The sequence below is a fragment of the Tropicibacter oceani genome (assembly GCF_029958925.1).
GTDB classification, from domain to species: domain Bacteria; phylum Pseudomonadota; class Alphaproteobacteria; order Rhodobacterales; family Rhodobacteraceae; genus Pacificoceanicola; species Pacificoceanicola oceani.
On record NZ_CP124616.1, the window covers coordinates 3,400,389 to 3,421,018 of the forward strand.

Here is a 20,630-nt window from a genome sequence, read left to right on the forward strand (position 1 = left end):
AACAGGCTCCGAATCGTACTGACTGCGGCGCCACGCGCTCCGTCCGGCGGCGGTAAAGAAAAAGGGCGCTTCGTTTACCGAAGCGCCCCGTAGCCCATTCAGTGACCGCCAAGGATGCCCGTGCGCACCCCGTAATCCACCGCGATCTGGTAATCGGGGTCGTCGTCGCTGTCGACCATCAGGTGGCCCGCCTTGGTCAGCAGTTTATGGCAATCGCGCGACAGGTGGCGCAGCTGGATCGACTTGCCCGCCGCTTCGTATTTGCCCGCGACCGCCTCGATCGCCTGCAGCGCGGACTGGTCGACCACCCGGCTGTCGTCGAAATCGACGATCACCAGCGCCGGGTCGGTATCCACCTGAAACAGCTCGATAAATCCGTCGGACGAGCCAAAGAACAATGGCCCCTGCACCTGATAGACCTTGGCCCCCTCGGGGGTTGTATAGGTCTTGGCATGGATGCGGCGCGCGTTGTTCCAGGCATAGGCCAGCGCGCTGACGATGACGCCCACAACCACGGCGACGGCCAAATCCTCCATCACCGTGACCACGGTCACGAGGATGATCACAAAGGCATCCATAACGGGGACTTTTGCCAGAATTTTCAACGAGTTCCAGGCAAAGGTCCCGATCACCACCATGAACATCACCCCCACCAGCGCCGCCAGCGGGATCAGCTCGATCAAGGGCGAGGCAAAGAGGATGAAGATCAGCAGGAACAGCGCCGCCGCAATCCCCGAGATCCGCGTGCGCGCGCCCGACTTCACGTTGATCATCGACTGGCCGATCATCGCGCAACCGCCCATGCCGCCAAAGAACCCGGTCACGACGTTCGACGCGCCCTGCGCGATGCATTCCTGCGACGCGCCGCCACGCTTGCCGGTCATCTCGCCCACAAGGTTCAGGGTCAGCAGGCTTTCGATCAACCCGATCGCGGCCAGGATGACCGCATAAGGCAGAATGATTTCAAGGGTTTCCCAGGTCAGCGGCACGGCCGGAATATGGAACGGCGGCAGCCCCCCCTTGATCGACGCCATGTCGCCCACCCGCGGCACATCCAGGCCAAAGCCGATCACGATGGCCGCCACGATCCCGATCCCGGCCAAGGGCGCGGGCACCAGACGGCTGACCTTGGGCATGCCCCAGATGATCGCCATGGTCAGCGCGGTCAGCCCCAGCATCATGTACAGCGGCAGGCCGGTCAGCCATTCGCCCCCGCCCATGCCATGGCCGGTGTTCACGATCGACCCCGGCACTTTGAATTGCGACATCTGCGCCAGGAAAATCACGATGGCCAACCCGTTCACAAAGCCCAGCATCACCGGATGCGGCACCAGACGGATGAACTTGCCCCACTGCATAACCCCTGCAAAAACCTGAAGAATTCCCATCAGGACCACCGTGGCGAACAGGTATTCAACCCCGTGCTGCGCCACCAGGGCCACCATGACCACCGCCAGCGCCCCGGTTGCGCCGGAGATCATCCCCGGACGCCCGCCAAACAGCGCCGTGATCAGGCCCACCATGAAGGCCGCGTAAAGCCCCACAAGCGGATGCACCCCGGCGACAAAGGCAAAGGCCACCGCTTCGGGCACCAGCGCCAAGGCCACGGTCAACCCGGCCAGCAGCTCGATCCGCAGACGTGCCGGCGTCAGCTTTTCATCGGGCATCAGTGACAGGTCAGACAAAGCAAGACGATTGGCGAAACTCGCCAGAATGGCTTTTTTCATTGGGGCGGTCCTTTTCATTCGCGTTAGCGCCCATACTGCAATGCAGCGTAGAAGGCCAGAGACGCGCGGCCATCACTGGCCTTTTGCCCGGTTTATAGCGGGTTTCATGCCGGATGCACGGAAATCTTACCATTCCCTTGCCCGCCGGAACCGGGCGCGACTTTTCTTTGACCGGCCCGCCATGCAAGATGCACCAAACAGCAATGGAGCGCCCCAAAATGACCCAAACCATGATCGGTGTGATTGGCGGATCAGGCATCTACGAAATCGACGGGCTGGAGGGCGCGCAATGGGTCGATGTCGCCTCGCCCTGGGGGGCGCCGTCCGACCAGATCCTGACCGGCGCGCTCGAGGGGGTGAAGATGGCCTTTCTGCCCCGGCACGGGCGCGGCCACGTGCATTCGCCGACCGATGTCCCTTACCGCGCCAACATCGACGCGCTCAAACGCCTGGGCGTGACTGACGTGATCAGCGTTTCGGCCTGCGGCTCTTTCCGCGAGGAAATGGCCCCCGGTGATTTTGTCGTTGTGGATCAGTTCATTGACCGCACCTTTGCGCGCGAGAAATCGTTCTTTGGATCGGGCTGCGTGGCGCATGTTTCGGTCGCGCATCCCACCTGCCCCCGCCTTGGGCAGGCGTGTTTTTCAGCGGCCAAGGACGCGGGCGTGACGATCCACAAGGGCGGCACCTACCTGGCGATGGAGGGGCCGCAATTCTCGACCCTGGCGGAATCGAAGATGTACCGCGAACACTGGGGCGCGGACGTGATCGGCATGACCAACATGCCCGAGGCCAAGCTCGCCCGCGAGGCCGAGCTTTGCTACGCCTCGATCGCCATGGTCACCGACTACGACAGCTGGCACCCCCACCACGGTGAAGTCGACGTGAACGAGATCATCAAGGTGCTGATGGGCAACGCCGAAAAGGGCCGCCAGATGATCCGCCGCCTGCCTGCGCTGCTTGGGCCGGATCGCGCGCCCTGCCCGCATGGCTGCGACCGCGCGCTGGACTACGCCATCATGACAGCGCCCGAAAAACGCGACGCCGCCCTGGTCGCGAAACTCGATGCCGTGGCGGGCCGCGTTCTGGGGGCCGCGGGGTAAAAACCCCGCCCTGCGGGGGTGCTGCGATGCGATGGAAATCGGTGACAGGGCTGCTGCTGGTCCCTGCGTCCCTTGCGGCGCAGGAGGTGGATTTCGTTGAAACGACGGGCCCGCTGAGCGACAGGGATTTCTATCGCCTTGTCGCCTGCGCCGCGCCGCCGGGCGCGGATTGCGCCAAACCCATGCGGCGCTGGGTGATCGACCGCCCGCTGCGCGTTTCCATCACCCGCAGCGACCGCGCCTTTCTGGGCGGCAAACAGGCCCGCGCCAGGGCCGCGCTTGTGCGCGCGGTGCAATACCTCAACCAATCGGGCGCCGGGGTGCAGTTCCGCATCGTGCCGCCCGAAGACCCCGCCGATATCGAGATCTATTTCATCGACACCGACGGCAGCGCCCCGATCAGCGGCACCGGGATCGACGGCATCGACGGCGCCACCGTCCAGGGCGCCCGCGTTCTGGTCTGGGCCAATTCCCGAACCGGCGCGATCAAGCGCTCGCGCATCGTCTTTGGCACAAGGCTCAGCATCCGCCAGTACGAATCCGCCCTGATCGAGGAACTGACCCAGTCGCTGGGCCTGTTGACCGACATCCGCAACCCGCATTACGAAGGTCTTTCGGTGTTCTCGCAGGACAGCAACGACGCCAAGACCCTGGGCCCGCAGGACATCATCGCCCTGCGCCGCCACTACCCGCCAAAGGAGTAACCCCATGGCCCTTGAGCTTTGGCTGACCTTCGTCGCCGCCTCGACCGCGCTGCTGCTGATCCCCGGGCCGACAGTGCTGCTGGTGCTGTCCTATGCTCTGTCCAAGGGGCGCGGCGTGGCCGTCGCCTCGGCCGCCGGGGTCGCCACCGGGGATTTCGTCGCCATGTCGCTGTCGCTTGCGGGCCTCGGCGCGCTGGTCGCCGCCTCGGCGACGCTGTTCACCGTGCTGAAATGGCTTGGCGCGGGCTACCTGATCTACCTGGGGGTCAAACTGATCCGCTCGGCCCCCGCCGATGGCCTGACCTTGCCCGCAACCGACATCTCGGCGCGCGGCGTGTTCTGGCACAACGCCGCCGTGACCGCGCTGAACCCAAAAAGCATCGCCTTCTTCATTGCCTTCGTGCCGCAGTTCATCACGCCAGCCGCCCCGCTGCTGCCGCAGTTCGCCATCCTCGTCGGCACCTTCGTCACCCTTGCCGCGCTGAACGCGCTGGCCTATGCGCTTGCCGCCGACCGCCTGCGGCGCACCATCACCAGGCCGGGCGTCATCCCGTGGATCACCCGCGCCGGCGGCGCGACGCTGATCACCATGGGCCTGCTCACCGCAACCCTAAGGAAAACCTCATGAAACAGGTCCAGGACTATATCCGCACCATCGTCGATTTCCCGCACGAAGGCATCCTGTTCCGCGATGTCACCACGCTGTTCGCCGACCCGCGCGGCTTTCGCATGGCCATCGACCAGTTGCTGCACCCCTACGCCGGGGTCCGCTTCGACAAGGTCGTGGGCCTCGAGGCGCGCGGCTTCATCCTTGGCGGCGCCATCGCGCACCAGCTCTCTGCCGGCTTCGTGCCGATCCGCAAGAAAGGCAAACTGCCCGGTGCGGTGATCTCCGAGGAATACAAACTCGAATACGGCGAGGCGGTCGTCGAAATTCACGACGACGCCATCCAGCCGGGCGAAAAGATCCTGCTGGTCGATGATCTTCTGGCCACCGGCGGCACCGCCGAGGCCGGGATCAAGCTGGTCGAACGGCTGGGCGGCGAAATCATCGGCTGCGCCTTCATCGTCGACCTGCCCGACCTGGGCGGCCACAAACGGCTGAAAGACATGGGGATGGAGGTCCACACCCTGTGCACCTACCAAGGCCTCTGAACCACCAGCCTCCCCCCTCTTCCAATTGCCTGAAATATCCCGGGGGTTTGGGGGCTGGCCCCCAAATCGGCCCTCTCCCCCCACACAGCCTCTCAATCTCAAACGCGCCTTCACCGCATGGCACCAACGGAAACGCCCGCCATAAGGCGGGCGTTGACAGGTCTGCGCGCCGCTAGGCGCACATTTTGAAAAAGATCAGGCGGCGTTGACGTTGGCCGCCTTTTTCTTGGGCTTGTCCTTGGGTTCCGACGCGTTGGCGTCAATGAATTCCAGAACCAGCGGCCGGATATTGTTGCGCCAGCTCTTGCCCGCAAAAATCCCGTAGTGACCGGCACCCGGCTCCACGTGCGAAGCTTTCTTGTCATCCGGCAGACCGGTGCACAGGTTCAGCGCGGCAATGCACTGGCCCGGTGCCGTGATATCGTCCTTGTCGCCTTCGACGGTCTTGACGGCAACACGGGTGATCTTGCCCATGTCCACCTTGTGACCACCAACCACGAATTCGTTCTTGGCGATTTCGCAGTTCTTGAAGATCCGCTCGACCGTAGACAGGTAGAATTCCGCCGGCATGTCCATGACCGCAAGATATTCGTCGTAGAACCGGTTGTGCGCGTCGTGATCCGACGCCTCGCCGCGGCAGACCCGCATGATCTGGTCGTTGAACGCCTTGGAGTGGCGATCCGAGTTCATGCTGATGAACGAGGTCAGCTGCAACAGGCCCGGATAGACCATCCGCCCCACGCCCGGGTATTTGAAACCCACACGCTGGATCATCGTCTCTTCGAGCTGGCCCATGGTGACGCGCGCGCCAAAGTCGGTGACATCGGTCGGCACCGCATCCGGGTCGATCGGCCCGCCGATCAGCGTCAGGGTGCGCGGCTGCGCATCGGGGTCCAGCTCGGCCAGGTAGGCGGTCGCGGCCAGGGTCAGCGGCGCGGGCTGACACACGGCGACCACGTTGGTTTCCGGCCCCATGTGGCGCATGAAATCCATCAGGTACAGCGTGTAGTCCTCGATATCGAACTTGCCGGCCGAAACCGGAATGTCACGCGCATTGTGCCAATCCGTCACGTAAACTTCACAGTTCACGATCAATGATTTCACTGTCGAGCGCAGCAGCGTGGCATAATGCCCCGACATCGGTGCAACCAACAGGATCTTGCGCGGCTGCTCTTCGCGGCCGGACACATTGAAGTGGATCAGATCGCCAAAGGGCTTTTCCACCACGGTTTCGATATTGACCAGATGGTCCTTGCCGTCTTCGCAGGTAAAGGTGCGAATCCCCCAGTCGGGCTTGACGACCATGCGTTCAAAGGTGCGCTCGGTCACCTCGCCCCAGGCGGCCATCCATTCCAGCGCCGGGTTCGGCACAACCGAAAAAGCCGGGTATGAGGCCATCGTTCTTGCCGTCGCACCCAACCATTGCTGGGTGTTCCGGAAGGTTTCCATCATGTCGTAAGTGGCCATATAGCGCATTGCTGCTGCTCCAAATCAAAGGTCGACTGCAACCCCAAGTTGGGTCGAGCCATTTCGTCGCTTTGCCTCCCGTCAAAGGCGACGCTATTCTGCGTATGCGAACATAGGGGGGAATCGTTAACATGGCAACGAACACAGATGCCGCATCCGAAAATCGTGAGCGGCTGGAGGCCAATCTGGCCCGTGTCGAGGAGCTTCAGCAGCGCCTTGTCAACGCAATCACCCACAAGAAATCGACACCGCAGGCCCTGAACGGTCCGGAGTCGGAGCTGTATTCCAAGGCCGCCCAGGCCTATTGGCAGGAATGGTTGTCCAATCCCGCCAAGGTTCTGGAACAGCAGGTGCAATACTGGGGCAAGACGCTGACCCATTTCGTCGACGCGCAAAAGGCGCTGGCCAGCGGCGAGTTGAAGGCCCCCGACGACCCCGGCCCCAAGGACCGCCGCTTTGCCAACCCGCTTTGGGACACGCACCCCTATTTCAACTTCGTCAAGCAACAATACCTGATCAATGCCAGCGCCATCCGCGACGGCATCGACAAGCTGGAAGAACTGGACGGCAAGGAAAAGGCGCGTCTGCGCTATTTCGCCCAGCAGATCACCGACATGTTCGCACCCACGAACTTTCTGGCGACCAATCCCGACGCCCTTCTCAAGGCGGTCGAGACCGAGGGCGAAAGCCTGGTGCGGGGCCTGGAAAACCTGGTCAGCGATCTTGAGGCAAACAACGGCGAGTTGATCGTGCGTCTGGCCGACGAAAGCGCCTTTTCCGTGGGCGAGAACATCGCCACCGCCAAGGGCGAAGTCGTCTATCGCAACCGCATGATGGAGCTGATCCAGTACAGCCCGACCACCGAGCAGGTGCATGAAACCCCGGTTGTCCTGTTCCCGCCCTGGATCAACAAGTTCTACATCCTGGACCTGAAACCGCAAAACAGCCTGATCCGCTGGGTCGTCGATCAGGGCTATACCCTGTTCGTGGTCAGCTGGATCAACCCCGATCCCACCTATCGCGACATCGGTCTCGAGGAATATATCGATGAGGGCTATCTGACGGCGATGAACATCGTCAAGGAAATCTGCGGCGTCGACAAGATCAACGCCGTTGGCTACTGCATCGCCGGCACGACGCTCAGCCTGACGCTGTCCTTGCTGAAGAAACGCGGCGACAAGTCGGTCAAATCGGCGACCTTCTTTACCGCGCTGATGGATTTTTCCGACCAGGGCGAATTCACCCCCTTCCTGCAGGACGATTTCGCCGAAGGCATCGAACAGGAGATCGACCAGGAGGGTATCCTGCCGTCCTTCATCATGGCGCGGACCTTTTCCTTTCTGCGCTCGAACGATCTGATCTATGGTCCGGCGATCCGCCATTACATGATGGGCGAAACGCCCCCGGCCTTTGATCTGCTGTATTGGAACGGTGACGGCGCCAACCTGCCCGGCAAGATGTTCAAGCAGTACCTGCGCGGATTGTGCCAGCGCAACGAATTCGCCGAAGGCCGGTTCGAACTATTCGGTGAAACCCTGTCGGTCAAGGATGTCGATGTGCCGCTGATGTCCATCGCCACCGAAACCGATCACATCGCCGCCGCCCGCGACGTCTATCGCGGGGTGCAGATGATGGGTTCGAAATCCAAGCAGTTCGTGCTGGGTGAAAGCGGCCATATCGCCGGCATCGTCAACCCGCCGACCAAGGTCAAATACGGCCATTACACCAACGATGACCTGAGCTTGGCCTTCGACGACTGGAAAGCCTCGGCTGACAAGCACGAAGGGTCCTGGTGGCCCCTGTGGGAGGCTTGGCTGAAGAAGCGTTCGGGCAAGAAAGTGCCCGCGCGTCAACCCGGTGATTCGCCTTATAAGAGCCTTTGCCCCGCCCCGGGCACCTATGTGGCGATCAAGGCCAGCAAGCAAAATCAGTGACTTAGCACAATTATGCTGCGGCGCAGCAAAAACTCTTGAATTTCTGCGCCGCAGCATGCATATTCTTCTCAACTGCTAGTAAGTGGGGTGGGCCCACGCAGTAGAACAAGGATTGAGAAAATGGCTAAAGCACAAGATTTCACCGGCATGATGAAAGACATGATGGGCGCATTCCCCGTCGACACCAAAGCCATGGAAGGCGCGTTCAAGACCACCGCCACCATGAACGAAAAGCTGTCGACCGTTGCTCTGGAAGCGGCCGAGAAGTCGACCGAGATTTCCGCCAAGTGGACCAAAGACACCCTGTCCAAGCTGGCAGACATGTCCAAAGCCAAAGCCGAGCCGGCTGACTACGCCAAGGCAATGACCGATTTCGCATCGGCCCAGGCCGAAGTTGCTGCCGAGAACATGGCTGCCTTCGCCGAGATCGCGAAAAAGGTCCAGATGGACACCGTCGAGCTGATGATGGCCGCAGGCAAGGACCTGTCCGAGGACGCGACCGCAGCCGTCAAGAAAGCCACCGACGAGCTGACCGCGACCGCCAAGAAAGCGACCGCAGCTGCCAAGTAATACTGGCCCTTCGGGGACAGACAGGAATTTGCGCCTTCTCCTCCCATTTTGGGCGCAATATCCTCGGGCGGGTTCTTCGGAACCCGCCTTTTTTATTGCCTGATCCGCATTCCGGCCGTTACCTGCCGGCCGTTACCTGAATGGGTGCTGCGCACGCTTTTTGTCTCGCCCTGCGCGCTCAGCGCTTGGGCTCGGGCGGGCGCTGGCCGAACGGTTGGTGCGGCCCTTGTGCCGATGTGGGGGCGGCTTGGGCGGATGCCTCCGGCGGGGATATTTGGAGCAAGAGGAAACAGCGGCGCGGCAAAGAAAAAGGCTGCGCCAGCGGAACCGACGCAGCCTTTGTTGTCGTGTTGGTCTGCGCTTAGACGATGGTCGCCTCGGTGGCGGCGCGCAGTTCCTCTTCGGTGACGCCATCGGCGCATTCGACGATTTTCAGCCCGCCTTCGACCACGTCGAGCACACCCAGGTTGGTGATGATGCGGTCGACCACGCCCTTGCCGGTCAGCGGCAGGGTGCATTCCTTGAGCACCTTGCTGTCGCCGTGCTTGTTGGTGTGGTCCATGACCACGACCACGCGGCCGACGCCCGCGACCAGGTCCATCGCGCCGCCCATGCCTTTGACCAGCTTGCCGGGAATCATCCAGTTTGCCAGGTCACCGTTTTCCGCCACTTCCATGGCGCCCAGGATCGCCGCTGCGATCTTGCCGCCGCGGATCATGCCAAAGCTGGTCGCGCTGTCGAAGTACGAGGTGCGGCGCAGTTCCGTGATGGTCTGCTTGCCGGCGTTGATCAGGTCGGGGTCTTCGTCGCCCTCAAAGGGGAACGGGCCCATGCCCAGCATGCCGTTTTCGGACTGCAGGGTGATGTCCTTGTCGCCGACATAGTTGGCCACCAGCGTCGGGATGCCGATGCCGAGGTTGACGTACATGCCGTCTTCGAGTTCCTGGGCGGCGCGTGCCGCCATCTGGTTTCTGTCCCACGCCATGGCTCAGGCCTCCTCACGCTTGCGCACGGTGCGCTGTTCGATGCGTTTTTCGTGCTGTCCCTGCACGATGCGGTGCACGTAGATGCCCGGCAGGTGGATGTGATCGGGGTCCAGCGTGCCGGGTTCGACGATCTCTTCGACCTCCATCACGCAGACCTTGCCGCACATGGCGGCGGGCGGGTTGAAGTTGCGCGCGGTCTTGCGGAAGATCGCGTTGCCGGTCGTGTCGGCCTTCCAGGCCTTGACGATGGCGAGGTCGGCAAAGATGCCTTCTTCGAGGATGTAATCCTGGCCGTTCCAGGATTTCACTTCCTTGCCCTCGGCGATCACGGTGCCGACGCCGGTCTTGGTGTAAAAGCCCGGAATGCCCGCGCCGCCGGCGCGCATACGCTCGGCCAGGGTGCCCTGGGGGTTGAATTCCAGCTCCAGTTCACCGCTCAGGTACTGACGCATGAATTCCGCGTTTTCACCGACGTAAGAGGACATCATCTTCTTGATCTGCTTGGTTTCCAGCAGCTTGCCCAGACCAAAGCCGTCAACGCCCGCATTGTTGGACGCGACGGTCAGATCCTTGACGCCGCTGGCGACCAGCGCGTCGATCAGCAGTTCCGGAATCCCGCAAAGGCCAAAGCCCCCGCTGGCGATCAACATCCCGTCGTGCAGAAGACCATCAAGGGCCTCTGCCGCCGAGCCGTATACCTTTTTCATGGATGAACTCCCCTGAATTCTGTGCTCGGGGGAGTTGTCGCCGCAGGGCAGCAAAGAGTCAATGACGCCCCTGCCCTGCGCGCGCTAACATCAGATCATGCGCACCTGGGTGCCAATTTCGGCGATGCCGTACAGTTCCGCGATCTTTTCGTTGTACAGGCCGATGCAGCCATCGGACGACGGCCGCCCGATCTTGCGCGTGTCATGGGTGCCGTGGATCAGGTAGGCGGGCCAGTCCAGGTACATGGCGTGCGTGCCCAGCGGGTTGTCGGGCGCGCCGCCTTCGACCGGGTGCCAGTCGGGGAACCGCTCCATCTGGCTGGCGGTGGGGGTCCAGGTCGGGCCGACCTGCTTGCGCACGATCTGGGTATATCCGCGGCGGGTCAGCTCATCGGTTTTGGGCACAGAGGTCGGGTAGACGCGGTAATCGCTGCCATCGGCGGACCAATAGTGCAAGGCGCGCGATCCGGTGTCGCAGACGATCGCCCCGACGCCCAGCGTCTCGAAGTGGTCACGCCAGTCCTGCGCCAGAAAGCTGGACACGTTGCGGCGGCTGAAATCTTCGCTTGCGCGGGCGATGGCCGGGGTCATCAAGGTGGCGCCGACGCCCACAAGAAGGCCGCGCCGCGATAGAACTGTATGGGTCATGGATCTGTCTCCTGTCGCCGTTTCGCGGGCGACAGGATCACGATTCAGTGGAAATGAGAAGTCACATCCAGTTTACAGGATGTGACCTTCGGCAAAAGGGCGCCGAGACGCCCCCTTTGCCTGGCTCACTTCTTGGCCTTGGGCTTGGCGGCGGGCTTTTTGGCGGCAGGTTTCTTGGCAGCGGATTTCTTGGGCGCCGCCTTCTTTTTCCCGCTCTTGCCGGCCTTTTCCTCGATCAGCTTGACCGCGGCGTCGATGGTGACATCCGCCGGTTCGACCCCTTTGGGAAGGGTCGCGTTGACCTTTTGCCATTTCACGTAGGGGCCGTATTTGCCCTCCATGATCTGGATCGGACCGCCGTCTTGCGGGTGTTCGCCAAGGTCGCGCAGTGCCTTGGCCGCCGCGCCGCGGCCGCGACCGGGGTTGGCGCGCTTTTCGGCCAAAAGCTCGACCGAGTGGTTCATTCCGATCTCGAAAACCTCGATCAGTTCCTTGAGGTTCACATAGACGGGTTTTTCCTCGTCCGGGCGCTGGTGCATGATGTAGGGACCGAAGGGGCCAAGCGCCGCCTTGATGTCGCCGCCGTCGGGATGGGTGCCCACGGTGCGCGGCAAGGTCAGCAGCGTGACCGCCTTTTCCAGCGTCATGTCGTCGGGTGCCCAGCCCGGCAGGGGTTTCTTGTAGCGGTCCTTGGGAAGGTTGGCGCGCTTGGGCTTTTTCTTCGATCCCGGCTCGGTCTCTCCGCGTTGCAGATAGGGACCATAACGCCCGGTCTTGAGCCAGATCTCGTCGCCGTCATCGGTGCCCAGCAGGCGTTCTTCGCCATCTGCGCCCTCGCCGGTGATCGGGCGGGTATAGGTGCATTCGGGATAGTTGCCACAGCCGACAAAGCCGCCATCGCGCGAGGTTTTCAGGTGCAATTGGCCCAGCCCGCACTTGGGGCAGACGCGCGGGTCGGTGCCATCCTCGCGCGGGGGGTACAGCTGGGGCGCCAGCGCGTCGTCCAGCACATCCAGAACCTGCGCGATCCGCAGGTCCGAGGTTTCGGCAATCGCCGCGCTGAAATCGCGCCAGAACTTGGCCAGCAGTTCCTTGTAATCCTCGGCCCCGGCCGACACCTGGTCCAGCTCATCCTCGAGCGCGGCGGTGAAATCATATTCGACGTAGCGTTTGAAGAAGTTCAGCAGGAAGATCGTGACGATGCGGCCCTTGTCCTCGGGGAACAGGCGGTTCTGTTCCTTGCGGACATATTCGCGGTCCTGGATCGTGGTGATCACGCTGGCATAGGTCGATGGCCGACCGATGCCCAGTTCTTCCATCTTCTTGACCAGCGTCGCCTCGGTATAGCGCGGCGGCGGCTGGGTGTGGCTTTGCAGCGCCAGCACCGCGCCATTGGCCGCCAGCACCGCGGCGCTGGTTTTCTGCATCTTGCCGGGGGCATCGGTGTCAACCACCGAATCCGCCTTTTCGCCAGCCTTGTCATAGGCTTGCTGCATCGCGCCCGCAGAGAATTTCGCCGGCTCGCCCTGCATGATCTGCGGCAGGCGATTTTCGTCGCCATCCTCGACCGGCTCATCGCGGCCCTCTTCGTAGACCTTGAGAAAGCCGTCAAAGGTCACGACCTGACCGGTGGCGCGCAGGCCAACCTGGCCGTCCTCGCTGCCGATCTCGACGGTGGTGCGTTCCAGCCGGGCGCCTTCCATCTGGGCGGCCAGGGTGCGTTTCCAGATCAGGTCGTACAGCTTGCGCTGGTCGTCCTCGCTCAGCTTCAGCATGCTGGCGTCTTTGGTCATATCCGTCGGGCGGATACATTCGTGCGCTTCTTGCGCGTTCTTGGCCTTGTTCTTGTAGATGCGCGGGCTGGAGGGGACATAGTCCGCGCCATAGCGGTCCTTGATCGCATCGCGCGCGGCCTGAACCGCCTCGGGCGCCATGTCGATGCCGTCGGTCCGCATATAGGTGATGTGCCCGGCCTCATACAGGCGCTGCGCCGCGTTCATGCACTGCCGCGCGCCCATGCCGAATTTGCGGCTGGCTTCCTGTTGCAGGGTCGAGGTCATGAACGGCGCGCTGGGGTTGCGGCTGGCGGGCTTGGCTTCGACGCTGGTGACCGTGAGGGGGCGCTTTTCGACGGCGCTGACGGCCATTTCCGCGTCGGTCGCATTGGCCAGATCGAACTTGTCCAGCTTTTTGCCGGCAAGGGTTGTCAAACGGGCCTCATAGGTCGGGCCGCGCGGCGTGGTGAACTGCGCCTTGACCTGCCAGTATTCGCGCGGCTTGAAGGCTTCGATCTCCATCTCGCGCTCGACGATCAGGCGCAAGCAGACCGATTGCACCCGCCCCGCGCTGCGCGCGCCGGGCAGCTTGCGCCACAGCACCGGCGACAGGTTGAAGCCGACCAGATAATCCAGCGCGCGGCGGGCCAGATAGGCATCGACCAGCGGCACGTCGATGTCGCGCGGGTTCTGCATCGCCTCGGTCACCGCCTTCTTGGTGATGGCGTTGAAGGTGACGCGGCTGACATGGGTCGTCTTCTTGATCGAGCGGCGTTTCGTCAGCGCCTCCTTGAGGTGCCAGGAGATCGCTTCGCCTTCGCGATCGGGGTCGGTTGCCAGGATCAGGGTGTCGTCATTCTTGAGCGCCTCGGCGATGGCCGCGACATGTTTGCGCGAGTCGTTTCCGACCTCCCATTTCATCTCGAAGTCGTGCTCGGTGTCGACCGATCCGTCCTTTGGCGGCAGGTCCCGCACATGCCCATACGAGGCCAGAACCGTGTAGTCGGGGCCAAGATACTTGTTGATTGTCTTGGCTTTAGCAGGGGATTCGACGACAACGACGGGCATTTTTTGACAAACCTCTTACGAGAAATTCGGGGCGATTTTCGTCTCGCGTATGGCGATCAGGGATGTGGGGCGCAAGGGGGAAATGTCAATCAGGCCCTTGCCGCACTGCGCGCGAAGGCCCGGTTCGGGCGGGTTTCGGCGCCCACCACGGGGGCCATGTCCGGCGCGATCACCGTGGCAGGATCAGCGCCAAAAGCCCCCCCGGCTGGCGTTGGATCCGGCCCTCGATTTCCAGGTCGGTCAACGCCGGAGACACGGCGCCGGAGGGCGCGCCGAGGTCGCGGATCAGCTGGTCTTCGGCCAGCGGGCTGGGTCCCAGCCGCGCCAGGATCTGGCTGTGCAATTGCGCATTGTCCTGCAAGGTGCGGCGTTCGGCCGGCGGCGCGGGGATCTCGGGCGGCGCCTTGCGCGGGGCGGGCCCCGCCACACGGTGCGGCATCGGCAGGTCCAGTTGGCGCTGCTGCGGGGCGTCGATGGCCGGCAAGGCTTCGATCACGTCCTCGACATGGCGCACAAGGCGCGCGCCATCGCGGATCAGGATGTTGCAGCCCCCTGCCCGCGCGTCCAGCGGATGACCGGGCACCGCCAGGACGTCGCGCCCCTGGTCCAGCGCATTGCGCGCGGTGATCAGCGATCCGGATTTTGCCGCCGCCTCGACCACAACGACGGCGCGCGACAGGCCTGAAACGATGCGGTTGCGGGTCGGGAAATGCCGCGCGACGGGTTGCAGACCCATGGGTTGTTCGGAAATCCGCGCGCCGCCCTCTTCGACGATCTGTTCGCCAAGGCGGGTGTTTTCCGACGGGTAAAGCACATCGACCCCGCCCGCCATGGTGGCGACGGTGCCCCCCTTGAGCGCTGCCAGATGCGAGGCCGTGTCGATCCCGCGCGCCAGCCCGGACGACACGACATAGCCTGCCTCGGCCAGTCCTTCGGCCAGGGTGCGCGCCATGCGCAGCCCCAAAGACGAGGCATTGCGCGCGCCGACGAGGGCCACCATGGGCCGCGTCAGAACCTGCGGATTGCCGATGACCCAAAGGATCGGCGGAGCATCCGACAGCTGGGCCAGGTCAGGGGGATAGTTGGGATCACCAAGGCAGATCATGCGCGCGCCCTTCAGGCGGGCGGCCTTCATTTCGGCCAGCACGACGCCTTCGGGACAGATGTCGTATTTCGCGACACCAGCGGCACGGGCGACCTCGGGCAAGGCTTGCAACGCGGCCTGCGCCGTTCCGTGTTCGCCCATCAATCTCCAGAAGGTGGCCACGCCAACCCGGCGTGAGCGCAAGAGACGGAGCCACGACACCCGATCATCTTCCGTGGTGGGTGGGAGTGGGGGGTGAGTGGAAGAGTAGCTGTCTTCGAACATCCCGGCTCCGTCTTCTTGCTGATTACATGCTTAGCGCGAGGAGGGTTAACCAGAGGTAAACCGCAGCGGGACAATTTGCATAAAAGCAGTCAAGCGGTTGAAGAAACGTCGAATTTATCTTTGCGGCAGGGTTGCGTCGCGGGAATACCGGCGTTGCCGCCCGGAATCGCCCGGCCCAAGGGATGTGGCCCCGGGTCACCCCCGGGGCGCTGTCGTTCGATCCGGCAAGGAAAGGTCAGGCCTCAGCCGCCCGAGCCGCCAACCGTCAGCCCGCCGATCATCACCGTCGGCTGGCCAACACCGACCGGCACCCACTGCCCCTGCTTGCCGCAATTGCCCATGCCCGGGTCAAGCGCCATGTCGTTGCCAAGCGCCTTGATCCGTTTCAGCGCATCGGCGCCATCGCCAATCAGGGTCGCGCCCTTGACCGGGGCGCCGACCTTGCCGTTCTTGACGCGGTACGCCTCGGTGCAGGAAAAGACGAACTTGCCGTTGGTGATGTCGACCTGCCCGCCGCCAAAGCCGACCGCCCAGATGCCATCCTTGAGATCGCCGACGATATCCGCCGGATCGGCCTCGCCGCCCAACATATATGTGTTGGTCATGCGCGGCATCGGGATGTGGGCATAGCTTTCGCGCCGCCCGTTGCCGGTGGGGGCCACGCCCATCAGCCGTGCGTTCTGACGATCCTGCATGAAGCCGACCAGCTTGCCATCCTCGATCAGCACATTCTTGCCCGAAGGCGTGCCTTCGTCGTCGATGGTGATGCTGCCGCGACGGTCGGGGATGGTGCCATCATCCAGCACGGTCACGCCCTTGGCGGCGATCTGCTGACCCATCAGCCCGGCAAAGGCGCTTGATCCCTTGCGGTTGAAATCGCCCTCAAGCCCGTGGCCGATGGCCTCGTGCAGCAGGATGCCGGGCCAGCCAGGGCCAAGCACGATGTCCATGACGCCCGCGGGCGCCGGTTCGGCATCAAGGTTGACCAGCGCGATGCGCAGCGCCTCGCGCGCCTTTGACTGCCAGTCCTGCGGCGCAAGCAGCCCGTCCAGCGACACGCGGCCACCGCCCCCGGCGGTGCCGGATTCGCGGCGGCCGTTCTGTTCAACGATCACGCTGACGTTGACGCGGGTCATCGGGCGGATATCGGTGACCAACCCGCCCTCGGGGCGCAGAATGGCGATTTCCTGAAGCGAGGCGGCGATGGTGGCCGTCACCTGCACCACGCGGGAATCAAGATCGCGGGCAAAGGCGTCGATCTCGCGCAGGGTTTCGACCTTGACCGGGAAATCGGCCCCCGCGATCGGGTCGGCGTCCGTATACAAGGTACGGTTGGTGCCCGCGGGCGGCGGGGCCATGACGCCGCCGCCATCGCCAATGGCAAGCCGCGCGGTTTCGCTGGCGCGCTTCAACGCGCTTTCGCTGATCTCGGTGGCATGGGCATAGCCTGCGACCTCGCCCTTGACCGCGCGCAGGCCGAATCCCTCGGAGGCGTCATAGCTGGCGGTCTTGATCCGGCCATCGTCCAGAACCAGCGATTCCGAGCGGCGACGTTCGAGGAAAAGCTCTCCGTCCTCCGCGCCCGAAAGCGCGTCGCGCAGGATTGACGCCGCCTGATCGCGGTCCAGATGGGTGTCGAAAGGGCGAAAGGGGGCGTCGGCCATGGTGTCCTCGATTTGATCCAGATCAAGAAAAGCGGCGCTTTGCCGCAAGACTATGTCTTTAATGGTGAGCCAGAATATGGTTTTAAACGTCAGATACGCAATGGGAGGAGCGGATTCCGAGTCAATCGGCTTGGTGTACCCCTTCCTCGCTGCCAGAATGAACTGAACAGACGCACAACCGATCAGGGTGACACATGCAATTCAAATCGATGCTGACCGGCCTTGCCACAGCCTTCTTCGCCGCGCCGGCCCTGGCGCAAGATCTCGAAGTGGTCGGCCGTCCCGTGGACGGCAAACTGGGCTTTCAGCCCGCCGCCACCGAACTGGCCCGCGATCTGCAGTGGCTTGACGGCCTGCTGCTGGTCATCATCACGATCATCAGCCTGCTGGTCGTGGCGCTGCTGGCCATCGTGTACATCAAGTACAACGAACGCGCCAACAAGACCCCCGGCACCTTCACCCACAACTCGCCGCTGGAAATCGCCTGGACCATCGGTCCGATCGTGACGCTGGTCTTCATCGGGGCGTTTTCGCTGCCGGTGCTGTTCAAGCAGCAGGAAATTCCCGAAGGCGACATCACCATCAAGGTCACTGGCTACCAGTGGTACTGGGGTTACGAATATGTCGGCACCGACCTGGCCTTTGACAGCTTCATGATCGGCCACCCGGCCACCATGTCCGACGAAGACTATGCCGCCGGCGCCAAGGATTTCGTGCGCAGCGATGCCATGAACGCCCGCCTCGAGCGTTCGGGCTATTCCAGCGAAGATTTCCTGCTGGCCACCAACACCTCGGTCGTGGTGCCCGTCGGCAAGACCATCGTCATGCAGATCACCGGCGGCGACGTCATCCACTCGTGGACGATCCCGGCCTTTGGCGTCAAGCAGGACGCGGTTCCCGGCCGTCTGGCGGAACTGTGGTTCAAGCCCGAGCGTGAAGGCGTCTACTTTGGCCAGTGCTCGGAACTGTGCGGCAAGGACCACGCCTATATGCCGATCACCGTCAAGGTCGTCAGCGAAGAGGCCTACGAGGCTTGGCTGGCCCGTTCGCTGGATGCCGGTGAATACACCGACGTGCGCGAAGTCCTGACCAACTGACCGGCCCGGCGCGGCAACGCGCCACCGTCTGCCTGACCTTCGGGCGCGCCGCCACGGCGCGCCTGCCCCACCTGAAACACCAGTCCAACCCAAGGGATGACCATGAGCGACGCAAGCTTTGACAGCCGCCCCATCGAAAGCGAGGCGCAGTTCGGCGATTATTTCGCCCTGCTCAAGCCGCGCGTGATGACGCTTGTGGTGTTCACGGCTTTCGTCGGCCTGCTGGCCGCTCCCGTTCCCGTGCATCCCTTTATCGGCTTTGTTGCGATCCTGTTCATCGCGCTTGGCGGCGGGGCCTCGGGCGCGCTGAACATGTGGTACGATTCGGACATCGACGCCGTGATGAAGCGTACCCAGAAACGCCCGATCCCCGCCGGCAAGGTCACCCGGGACGAAGCCTTTGCCATCGGCCTGACGCTGTCGGTCTTTGCCTGCGTCTTTCTTGGCCTTGCCACCAACTGGCTGGCCGGCGGGCTGCTGGCCTTTACCATCTTTTTCTACGTGGTGATCTACACCATGTGGCTCAAGCGGCTGACGCCGCAGAACATCGTGATTGGCGGCGCCGCCGGGGCCTTTCCCCCGATGATCGGCTGGGCCGCCGCGACCGGGGACATCAGCACCGCCTCGGTCCTGATGTTCTGCCTGACCTTCCTGTGGACCCCGCCGCATTTCTGGGCCCTGGCCCTGTTCGTGCGCATGGACTACGACAATGCCACCGTGCCGATGCTGACCGTGACCCACGGACGCCGCGCGACCCGCACCCATATCCTTGTCTACACCGTGCTTCTGGCCGCCTTTGCCATTGCGCTTGGCTTTACCCAGGTCGGCGGTCCGGTCTATCTGGCCGTGGCGCTGGTGCTGAACGCACTGTTCCTGAAAGGCGCCTATGACATCTGGCGCCGCGACGAAGACGCCAGCGAAGCCGACAATTTCCGCGCTGAAAAGAAGTTCTTCAAACTTTCCCTGCTGTATCTGTTCGCCCATTTCGGGGCGATCCTGGTCGAGGCCGGGCTTGACCGCATGGGGATCTTTGCATGAGCCTGCGCAAGGAACACGAACTGCACGGACGCCGTTACAGCCGCAATCTTGGGGTTGGCCTGGCCCTTGCGGCGCTGGTGGCGATCTTTTTCGGCATGACAATGGTCAAGGTCACGAGGGGCGATTACCAAATGCAACCATCCGAGGTGCAAAATGGCAATTGACGCAAAAAACAAGACTGTCCTGCAACTGGTCGGCGTGGTGACCTTCATGGGCGCCATGGGCTGGGCCTCTGTCCCGCTGTACAGCTGGTTCTGTGCGGTCACCGGCTATGGCGGCTCGACCAGCGTGGCAACCGCCGCCAGCGACACCATCCTGGACAGGACAATCAAGGTGCGCTTCGACGCGTCCAAGGAAAAATCGCTGGCCTGGGAATTCAAGCCCATGCAGCAGGAAATGGAACTGCGCATCGGCGAAGAGGGCCTGGCCTTTTACGAGGCGTACAACCCCACTGATCGCCCCATCGCCGGGCAGGCCACCTATAACGTGGCCCCCTTCGATGCCGGCAACTTCTTTTACAAGATCGAATGCTTCTGCTTTACCGAGCAGGTGCTGATGCCCGGTGAGCGTGTGGAAATGCCGGTCAGCTTCTTTGTCGATCCCGAAATCGTCGATGATCCGGACGCAAAGTTCGCAAAGCATATCACACTGTCATACACCTTCTACGAGATCGACCTGCCCGAAAACGTGCAGGCCGCTCTTGCAACCGATCCGGGCGCGCAAGCGCCTGTGAATTAACGCCTAACGAGGACTGAAGATGGCGCATGAAAAAAACCACGACTATCACATCCTGAACCCCTCTATCTGGCCTCTGGCCGGGTCGGTGGCCGGGTTCATCATGCTTTTCGGCGCGGTGCGGTTCTTCCACGATCACGGTCCGTGGATGCTCCTCATTGGCTTCGTTGGCGTGCTTTACGTCATGTTTGGCTGGTGGTCCGAGACCGTCGCCGAAAACAAGGCCGGTGATCACACCCCGGTGGTGCAGATCGGTCTGCGCTACGGGTTCATCCTGTTCATCATGTCCGAGGTGATGTTCTTCTTTGCCTGGTTCTGGTCGTTCTTCAAACACGCCATGTACCCGATGCACCCCGATGGCCTGTCGCCCAAGATCGACGGTGTCTGGCCGCCGGCCGGGATCGAAACCTTTGATCCCTTCCACCTGCCGCTGATCAACACGCTGATCCTGCTGTGCTCGGGCGCCGCGGCAACCTGGGCGCACCACGCCCTGGTGCATGAAAACAACCGCGAAGACATGAAATGGGGCCTGATCCTTGCGATCGGTCTGGGCGCCATCTTCACCGTGTTCCAGGTCTACGAATACACCCACGCGGCCTTTGGCTTCTCGGGCAACATCTACGGCGCCAACTTCTTCATGGCGACCGGCTTCCACGGTTTCCACGTCGTGGTCGGGACCATCTTCCTGTTCATCTGCCTGATGCGCGTCTACGCGGGCCACTTCACGCCCAAGCAGCACATCGGCTTTGAAGCAGCGGCCTGGTACTGGCACTTCGTCGACGTCGTGTGGCTGTTCCTCTTCGCCGCAGTCTACATCTGGGGCGGCTGAGCCGCCTCGGGCAACCGAACGCAGGGCGGGGTTTCACCCCGCACCCGCTTTCAG

The 20,630-nt window shown here is 62.8% G+C and carries 19 protein-coding genes; 11 read left to right on the forward strand and 8 right to left on the reverse strand.

The window, feature by feature from the left end:
- Positions 1 to 98: 98 nt before the first annotated feature.
- Positions 99 to 1,727 carry a SulP family inorganic anion transporter gene (locus QF118_RS16360; RefSeq protein ID WP_282300112.1) on the reverse strand — a complete coding sequence of 543 codons (1,629 nt, stop codon included), beginning with the start codon at positions 1,725 to 1,727 and terminating at the stop codon, positions 99 to 101.
- 218 nt (positions 1,728 to 1,945) lie between these two features.
- Between QF118_RS16360 and QF118_RS16365 the strand changes: the two genes are divergently transcribed.
- The 4 genes from QF118_RS16365 to QF118_RS16380 are packed head-to-tail and all read left to right on the forward strand — an operon-like array spanning position 1,946 to position 4,689.
- Entirely contained in the window at positions 1,946 to 2,830 is an 885-nt protein-coding gene (locus tag QF118_RS16365) for an S-methyl-5'-thioadenosine phosphorylase (RefSeq protein WP_282300113.1), read from the forward strand.
- Positions 2,831 to 2,856: 26 nt separating this feature from the next.
- Positions 2,857 to 3,534 carry a DUF2927 domain-containing protein gene (locus tag QF118_RS16370; RefSeq protein ID WP_282300114.1) on the forward strand — a complete coding sequence of 226 codons (678 nt, stop codon included), beginning with the start codon at positions 2,857 to 2,859 and terminating at the stop codon, positions 3,532 to 3,534.
- Positions 3,535 to 3,538: 4 nt separating this feature from the next.
- On the forward strand, positions 3,539 to 4,162 hold the full coding sequence (locus QF118_RS16375) for a LysE family translocator (protein ID WP_282300115.1): 624 nt from the start codon (positions 3,539 to 3,541) through the stop codon (positions 4,160 to 4,162).
- Positions 4,159 to 4,689 (forward strand): adenine phosphoribosyltransferase, encoded by a 531-nt coding sequence (locus tag QF118_RS16380; RefSeq protein WP_282300116.1) that lies wholly within the window; start codon positions 4,159 to 4,161, stop codon positions 4,687 to 4,689. The genes QF118_RS16375 and QF118_RS16380 overlap by 4 nt, the downstream gene beginning before the upstream one ends.
- A gap of 195 nt (positions 4,690 to 4,884) precedes the next feature.
- Here QF118_RS16380 and phaZ read toward each other — a convergent pair whose 3' ends face one another.
- Entirely contained in the window at positions 4,885 to 6,165 is a 1,281-nt protein-coding gene (gene phaZ, locus QF118_RS16385) for a polyhydroxyalkanoate depolymerase (RefSeq protein WP_282300117.1), read from the reverse strand.
- A gap of 122 nt (positions 6,166 to 6,287) precedes the next feature.
- On the opposite strand from phaZ, the gene QF118_RS16390 reads away from it, so the two are divergent.
- Positions 6,288 to 8,090 (forward strand): PHA/PHB synthase family protein, encoded by a 1,803-nt coding sequence (locus QF118_RS16390; RefSeq protein WP_282300118.1) that lies wholly within the window; start codon positions 6,288 to 6,290, stop codon positions 8,088 to 8,090.
- 120 nt (positions 8,091 to 8,210) lie between these two features.
- Positions 8,211 to 8,660, forward strand: a complete 450-nt coding sequence (locus tag QF118_RS16395) for a phasin, PhaP (RefSeq protein ID WP_282300119.1) — start codon at positions 8,211 to 8,213, stop codon at positions 8,658 to 8,660.
- A gap of 361 nt (positions 8,661 to 9,021) precedes the next feature.
- Here the strand turns inward: QF118_RS16395 and QF118_RS16400 are convergent, their stop codons facing one another.
- The 6 genes from QF118_RS16400 to tldD all read right to left on the reverse strand — a co-directional run bounded on the left by QF118_RS16400 (position 9,022) and on the right by tldD (position 16,877).
- Positions 9,022 to 9,645 carry a 3-oxoacid CoA-transferase subunit B gene (locus QF118_RS16400; RefSeq protein ID WP_282300120.1) on the reverse strand — a complete coding sequence of 208 codons (624 nt, stop codon included), beginning with the start codon at positions 9,643 to 9,645 and terminating at the stop codon, positions 9,022 to 9,024.
- Positions 9,646 to 9,648: 3 nt separating this feature from the next.
- Entirely contained in the window at positions 9,649 to 10,353 is a 705-nt protein-coding gene (locus tag QF118_RS16405) for a CoA transferase subunit A (RefSeq protein ID WP_282300121.1), read from the reverse strand.
- A 90-nt stretch (positions 10,354 to 10,443) separates the two neighbouring features.
- Positions 10,444 to 11,001: a L,D-transpeptidase gene (locus QF118_RS16410; protein WP_282300122.1), complete on the reverse strand. Its 558-nt coding sequence runs from the start codon at positions 10,999 to 11,001 to the stop codon at positions 10,444 to 10,446.
- Positions 11,002 to 11,126: 125 nt separating this feature from the next.
- Positions 11,127 to 13,844: a type I DNA topoisomerase gene (gene topA / locus QF118_RS16415; protein WP_282300123.1), complete on the reverse strand. Its 2,718-nt coding sequence runs from the start codon at positions 13,842 to 13,844 to the stop codon at positions 11,127 to 11,129.
- 169 nt (positions 13,845 to 14,013) lie between these two features.
- Positions 14,014 to 15,213, reverse strand: coding sequence for a DNA-processing protein DprA (dprA, locus tag QF118_RS16420; RefSeq protein ID WP_282300124.1), 1,200 nt, complete (start codon positions 15,211 to 15,213; stop codon positions 14,014 to 14,016).
- A 242-nt stretch (positions 15,214 to 15,455) separates the two neighbouring features.
- Positions 15,456 to 16,877, reverse strand: a complete 1,422-nt coding sequence (gene tldD, locus QF118_RS16425; protein WP_282300125.1) for a metalloprotease TldD — start codon at positions 16,875 to 16,877, stop codon at positions 15,456 to 15,458.
- A gap of 194 nt (positions 16,878 to 17,071) precedes the next feature.
- Here tldD and coxB point away from each other — a divergent pair, with 194 nt between their 5' ends.
- The 5 genes from coxB (at position 17,072) to QF118_RS16450 (ending at position 20,576) form a co-directional block, all read left to right on the forward strand.
- Positions 17,072 to 17,974, forward strand: a complete 903-nt coding sequence (gene coxB / locus QF118_RS16430) for a cytochrome c oxidase subunit II (RefSeq protein ID WP_282300126.1) — start codon at positions 17,072 to 17,074, stop codon at positions 17,972 to 17,974.
- A 102-nt stretch (positions 17,975 to 18,076) separates the two neighbouring features.
- Positions 18,077 to 19,012: a heme o synthase gene (gene cyoE / locus QF118_RS16435; protein WP_282300127.1), complete on the forward strand. Its 936-nt coding sequence runs from the start codon at positions 18,077 to 18,079 to the stop codon at positions 19,010 to 19,012.
- On the forward strand, positions 19,009 to 19,176 hold the full coding sequence (locus QF118_RS16440) for a cytochrome c oxidase system small membrane protein (protein ID WP_282300128.1): 168 nt from the start codon (positions 19,009 to 19,011) through the stop codon (positions 19,174 to 19,176). Before cyoE ends, QF118_RS16440 begins: the two co-directional genes overlap by 4 nt.
- Positions 19,166 to 19,750, forward strand: coding sequence for a cytochrome c oxidase assembly protein (locus QF118_RS16445; protein ID WP_282300129.1), 585 nt, complete (start codon positions 19,166 to 19,168; stop codon positions 19,748 to 19,750). The genes QF118_RS16440 and QF118_RS16445 overlap by 11 nt, the downstream gene beginning before the upstream one ends.
- A 19-nt stretch (positions 19,751 to 19,769) precedes the next feature.
- The gene (locus tag QF118_RS16450) at positions 19,770 to 20,576 is read left to right on the forward strand and encodes a cytochrome c oxidase subunit 3 (protein WP_282300130.1); all 807 of its coding nucleotides are present in this window, start codon (positions 19,770 to 19,772) and stop codon (positions 20,574 to 20,576) included.
- The last annotated feature ends 54 nt before the right edge of the window (positions 20,577 to 20,630 follow it).

Coding starts and splice junctions, on each gene's coding strand:
- QF118_RS16360 (WP_282300112.1), bottom strand. CDS start 1,727: ATGAAAAAAGCCATTCTGGCGAGTTTCGCCAATCGTCTTGCTTTGTCT.
- QF118_RS16365 (WP_282300113.1), top strand. CDS start 1,946: ATGACCCAAACCATGATCGGTGTGATTGGCGGATCAGGCATCTACGAA.
- QF118_RS16370 (WP_282300114.1), top strand. CDS start 2,857: ATGCGATGGAAATCGGTGACAGGGCTGCTGCTGGTCCCTGCGTCCCTT.
- QF118_RS16375 (WP_282300115.1), top strand. CDS start 3,539: ATGGCCCTTGAGCTTTGGCTGACCTTCGTCGCCGCCTCGACCGCGCTG.
- QF118_RS16380 (WP_282300116.1), top strand. CDS start 4,159: ATGAAACAGGTCCAGGACTATATCCGCACCATCGTCGATTTCCCGCAC.
- phaZ (WP_282300117.1), bottom strand. CDS start 6,165: ATGCGCTATATGGCCACTTACGACATGATGGAAACCTTCCGGAACACC.
- QF118_RS16390 (WP_282300118.1), top strand. CDS start 6,288: ATGGCAACGAACACAGATGCCGCATCCGAAAATCGTGAGCGGCTGGAG.
- QF118_RS16395 (WP_282300119.1), top strand. CDS start 8,211: ATGGCTAAAGCACAAGATTTCACCGGCATGATGAAAGACATGATGGGC.
- QF118_RS16400 (WP_282300120.1), bottom strand. CDS start 9,645: ATGGCGTGGGACAGAAACCAGATGGCGGCACGCGCCGCCCAGGAACTC.
- QF118_RS16405 (WP_282300121.1), bottom strand. CDS start 10,353: ATGAAAAAGGTATACGGCTCGGCGGCAGAGGCCCTTGATGGTCTTCTG.
- QF118_RS16410 (WP_282300122.1), bottom strand. CDS start 11,001: ATGACCCATACAGTTCTATCGCGGCGCGGCCTTCTTGTGGGCGTCGGC.
- topA (WP_282300123.1), bottom strand. CDS start 13,844: ATGCCCGTCGTTGTCGTCGAATCCCCTGCTAAAGCCAAGACAATCAAC.
- dprA (WP_282300124.1), bottom strand. CDS start 15,213: ATGTTCGAAGACAGCTACTCTTCCACTCACCCCCCACTCCCACCCACC.
- tldD (WP_282300125.1), bottom strand. CDS start 16,877: ATGGCCGACGCCCCCTTTCGCCCTTTCGACACCCATCTGGACCGCGAT.
- coxB (WP_282300126.1), top strand. CDS start 17,072: ATGCAATTCAAATCGATGCTGACCGGCCTTGCCACAGCCTTCTTCGCC.
- cyoE (WP_282300127.1), top strand. CDS start 18,077: ATGAGCGACGCAAGCTTTGACAGCCGCCCCATCGAAAGCGAGGCGCAG.
- QF118_RS16440 (WP_282300128.1), top strand. CDS start 19,009: ATGAGCCTGCGCAAGGAACACGAACTGCACGGACGCCGTTACAGCCGC.
- QF118_RS16445 (WP_282300129.1), top strand. CDS start 19,166: ATGGCAATTGACGCAAAAAACAAGACTGTCCTGCAACTGGTCGGCGTG.
- QF118_RS16450 (WP_282300130.1), top strand. CDS start 19,770: ATGGCGCATGAAAAAAACCACGACTATCACATCCTGAACCCCTCTATC.